The sequence below is a fragment of the Leuconostoc sp. genome, from assembly GCF_965300815.1.
In genome coordinates this window covers 1-4,755 of sequence record NZ_CBDKZH010000096.1, presented here as the reverse complement: position 1 = coordinate 4,755, position 4,755 = coordinate 1, and the positions used below count along the sequence as shown (strand labels likewise).

Annotated in this window: 4 protein-coding genes and 1 pseudogene; 4 read left to right on the top strand and 1 reads right to left on the bottom strand. The window is 42.7% G+C overall.

All coding sequences use genetic code 11. From position 1 onward, the window contains the following. The 4 genes and pseudogenes from ACW12G_RS06320 to ACW12G_RS06305 form a co-directional block, all read left to right on the top strand. Positions 1 to 839: pseudogene (locus tag ACW12G_RS06320) on the top strand (PTS sugar transporter subunit IIC); the annotation flags it as partial. Between the two features lie 81 nt (positions 840 to 920). Next, on the top strand, positions 921 to 1,238 hold the full coding sequence (locus tag ACW12G_RS06315) for a PTS sugar transporter subunit IIB (RefSeq protein ID WP_455647539.1): 318 nt from the start codon (positions 921 to 923) through the stop codon (positions 1,236 to 1,238). Positions 1,239 to 1,243: 5 nt separating this feature from the next. Then, positions 1,244 to 1,558, top strand: coding sequence for a PTS lactose/cellobiose transporter subunit IIA (locus ACW12G_RS06310; protein WP_048701591.1), 315 nt, complete (start codon positions 1,244 to 1,246; stop codon positions 1,556 to 1,558). 14 nt (positions 1,559 to 1,572) lie between these two features. Next, positions 1,573 to 3,045, top strand: a complete 1,473-nt coding sequence (locus ACW12G_RS06305; protein ID WP_455647538.1) for a 6-phospho-beta-glucosidase — start codon at positions 1,573 to 1,575, stop codon at positions 3,043 to 3,045. 53 nt (positions 3,046 to 3,098) lie between these two features. On the opposite strand, the gene ACW12G_RS06300 is transcribed toward ACW12G_RS06305, so the two are convergent. After that, positions 3,099 to 4,502 carry an ATP-binding cassette domain-containing protein gene (locus tag ACW12G_RS06300; protein WP_455647537.1) on the bottom strand — a complete coding sequence of 468 codons (1,404 nt, stop codon included), beginning with the start codon at positions 4,500 to 4,502 and terminating at the stop codon, positions 3,099 to 3,101. Between the last annotated feature and the right edge of the window lie 253 nt (positions 4,503 to 4,755).

Genomic DNA, 4,755 nt, shown 5'->3' with positions numbered 1-4,755 from the left:
GTTGGATTTATACCTGGTTCATGAAGAAGGGTATTACGATCAAATTACCAGAACAAGTGCCAAGTAACGTAGCGGCCTCATTTACGGCATTGGTGCCGGCCGCTGCCATTATCACTGGTGCGACCATTGTGTACGGGTTATTCCAGAAGCTAGGTAATACTACATTTGCAGAATGGATTTACCGCATTATCCAAACACCGCTACAGCACGCATCAGATGGCCCAGTCGGAGTATTGCTCATTACCTTAGTACCGGTATTCCTTTGGTTCTTCGGGGTCCATGCTTCAACAATTGTTTCCGGCATTATGCAACCCTTGTTAATTAGTAACAATGCGGACAACTTGACGTTGTATCAAGCTGGGAAATTGTCATTAGATAACGGTGCACATATTGTGACGCAATCATTCTTCGAACAGTTTATCACAGTCACTGGTGCTGGGGTTACAATTGGCTTGGTGGGGTATATGATCATTGGCGCAATTTCAGTGCTGATGAAAACATTGGCTATTTAAGACTTTGGGCCAGGACTCTTCAACATTAACGAACCCGTTTTGTTCGGGATTCCACTGGTGTTGAACCCTGTGATGGTTGTGCCATTCATCTTAGCACCTGTCGTGACTGGTTTCAGCACGTATTATGCGATTAAATTTGGCATTATCCCACCATTAAACGGGGTGTATGTACCTTGGACAACACCACCAGTTATTTCTGGCTTCATTGTCGGTGGTTGGAAAGTGATGCTTTGGCAAATCTTCATGTTGGCGATCACGATCCCAATTTATTGGCCATTTGCACAAAAGTACGACAAAATTTTGGTGGCCCAAGAAAAGGCAGTTTAATTTTTAACCAGTTAGGACAAGTTATTTAGGATAAAATGTAAGCGATTACATTAAGAAACAAAGAAAGTGTAGGGAATTACGATGGCAACAAAGACAATTATGTTAGCATGTGCAGCGGGGATGTCAACCTCAATGCTCGTTTCAAAGATACAAAGTGCAGCATCGGCACAAGGAAAAGATTATGACATTTTTGCCACCTCAACATCTGATGTTGACAATGCCTTAGCACAACGCCATCCAGATGTGTTATTACTCGGACCAAAGGTGGCTTACTTAAAGAATGAGGTTAAAGCAAAGACCGATGCAGCCGGTGTCCCAATGGATATCATCAATATGATGGATTATGGGATGATGAAGGGCGACAATGTTTTGGCAACTGCGGAAAAGATCATGGGTTAAGTGATATGAATGATGAACGAATGGTTGTCATTATGGGCTTGATCTTGAATGGTGGCGATGCGAAATCACACGCATTTCAAGCCATTCAATTGGCTAAAACTGGTGACTTTGAAGGTGCACGTACTGAAATACAGGCAGCCGATGAAGCGCTTAAAACAGCACATGATATCCAAACAGATATGCTGACGAAAGCAGCACAAGGGGAACACATTGAAGTCGACTTGTATATGTTGCATGCGCAAGATCACTTAATGAATGGGATTACCTTCCGAGATTTAGCAGTTGAAATTATTGCGCTTTACGAACGCGAAGCAGGCTAAGGAGAAAAATACACATGTCAAAAGAAACGTATCAATTGAATCAAGACTTTTTATGGGGTGGCGCGATTGCCGCACATCAGGCTGAAGGCGCATGGCAAGCTGGCGGCAAAGGCGTTAGTATCGCTGACGTGTTGACCGCTGGTGCGCATAATTTACCACGCCAGATTAGCGATGGTGTCGTTGAAGGGTTGAATTACCCTAACCATTACGGGATTGAATTTTACGATACGTACAAAGAAGATTTAGCCCTTATGGCAGAAATGGGATTTAAAGCCTTTCGAACGTCGATTGCCTGGACGCGAATTTTCCCCAATGGGGACGATGCCGAACCAAACGAGGCGGGTTTGGCTTTCTATAATGACCTATTTGACGAAATGCATAAACACGGCATTGAACCAGTGATTACGTTACAGCATTTTGAAATGCCTTATCACTTAGTTGAAGCTTATGGGGGTTGGTCAAATCGTCAAGTTATTGATTTGTTTGTCAGATATGCGGAAGTGGTATTTAAGCGCTACCGTGACAAGGTGACTTACTGGATGACACACAATGAAATTTCCAACCAAACGGCTATTTCAGATGATCCAATCTATCAATTCTTAGTTTGGACAAATTCAGGTATTCGCTTTGATGAACAAGCGACATTAAAAGATAAGCAAGAAGCGATGGTGCAAGCAGGGCATTATGAGTTAGTGGCTTCTGCACGGGCGGTCAAGATTGGGCATGAGATTAATCCAGACTTCGTGATTGGTGGTATGGCCAATGTGGCACCATTCTATCCTGCCACACCAAGTCCAGCAGATATGTTGGCTTGGCAAAAGGCACGTCAGGCCCGTGATTGGATGATGGATGTGCATGTCCGCGGTGAATACCCAAGTGATATGGAAAAATTCTTTGAACGTTCAGGTTTCCGACCAGATATTACTGACCAAGACCGTGAAGACCTGAGGGCAGGGGTGGTTGATTATATGGCTATTTCCTACTATAACTCGACAACGGTTCGCGCCGTGTCGGATAAAGATGCCGAAATGGAAGATTTCGGTAACTTTGAAATCGTCAAGAACGATTACATTAAAACGAATGATTGGGATTGGGGGATTGACCCACAAGGCTTGCGTTTCACCTTGAATGAAATGAACGAATTGTATCCTGGATTAAAGATCATGATCGTTGAAAACGGGATTGGGGCTTATGACACAATCGAAGCTGATGGGACAATTCACGACCCATATCGTGTTGACTATCTCCGTGAGCACATTCGTGAAATGGAAAAGGCAGTTGTGTTGGATGGCGTTGACGTGATTGGCTTCTTATCATGGGGACCAATTGATATTGTGTCAGCTGGAACTGGCGAAATGAAGAAGCGTTATGGCTATATTTATGTCGATCTTGACGATATGGGCGAAGGCTCAGGGCAACGACTCAAAAAAGATAGCTTTTATTGGTACCGAGAAGTCATTGCGAGTGGTGGGCAAACACTAGACTAAACAACATATGTGATGACAAAGCAAAAAACGGTTAGATTAAGTTCTAACCGTTTTTAGTTGGTCACGTTAATGTCAAAATAATCATCGTAGGTTAAATAATCGATCCAATTTTGATCTTGGATAATAAAAGATTGGGTGGCGGTTTGCTTAACAAACGCTTCATCGTGAGACACCAAGACAATTGCTGCTTGAGAATCGTTGATGAAGTTAGTCAAGGCCAATACACCATCATAGTCTAAGTAATTTGTTGGTTCATCTAACAATAAGATGTCAAAGGGCATCATCAAATTTAAAGCTAATTGCACTTTCAAAAGTTGTCCACCACTCAATGTATTTGGGAATCTGCTCAAAATGTCCGAACGGATACCCAGTGCGCCACAGACATCGCGGATGACTTGTAGGTTCATCCCCGACATTGCCTGTAGTTGTGGCAATAATGGTTGGTCAGCGTTGAATTGGCTTTGGATATTTTGATGAAAATAATTCACGCGGTACCGTTTTTGCGTCACATCGTGAAAAATCGCATTGAGTAACGTTGATTTACCCGCGCCGTTGGCCCCAAGGATTGCTATCACTTTACCAGATTGGAGGCGGAGGTTTATTGGATTGTTAATTAATACGAAGTCGTCACGTATTAAACGATCCAACGTCACGTTTTGCATAATCTTTTTGGGCTGCTGGTAGGTTGTGAGTAATTTAAGGCCCATCTTTTCAAATGGTTTACCGTGAGCAGTTTGCTGAATATCAGCGCGGATTTTTTTAACTTTTTTCTCTAAGCCATTTTGAACTTTATCCTTTCGGCCAGCTAAACCAATTGCTTTTTTCTCAGAATTGGAAACCTTTTTGGCCTTTTTGGCATGCGTCGCTTTTTCCTGCATACGAGCCAGTGATGCGAGTTGTTGCTGTTTTTGTTTTCGGACAACTTCGTATTGCGCATATTGTTGCTGGATTTTATTGGCTTGCAGTTGCTGAAAGGTCGCAAAATCGGTGGGATAAAAGGTTATATTTTTTTGGTCAATCACTAATACGGCAGTGGCGATTTTGGCCAAGAATGCTGCATCATGGCTAACAACTACCGCGATACCTTTAAAGCGCTTCAGTTGATTGAGTAAATATTGCATGCCCGTTTGATCTAAGTATGAGGTAGGCTCATCGAGTAGTAATACATCAGGTCGTTGAGCGAATGCGCCCTGTAAGCGTTGGCGCTGGCTTTCTCCAGGGCTATTTTGGGCATTGTCATCGTAAAATTGTGGGACGAGCAGGGTATATCCATCTGACTGGATGGTGCCACGTGTTGGCGTTAAGTTTTTAACCAGTAAATTAAGTAGAGTAGATTTACCCGATCCGTTATCACCAATTAAGGCAACGCGTTGCTTAGGGCTTAATTTAAAATTGACGTTTTCAAATAATAGCGCTTCGGTTGTGAAATTGAACGTGAGCTGATTAGCGGTAATCATGATTGTTGTACCTCGGAAAAACTGGTGTCACGTTCCAAGTCGTCGGTCATCTCAAACAGTTGCCGATTGTGTCTAACGGCAGTGAACGGACACGGATTATGCGTGCATGTTGTGATCTAGTTGATTTATCATGTTATCACCTGATTTCTTAATGTTTTTACCATAATACATGAATAACGCCTACAAAACAATTTATTTGATGAAATTAGTGTATAATGAAACCAGCTATATGTCGCACAAACGTACCAGCTAT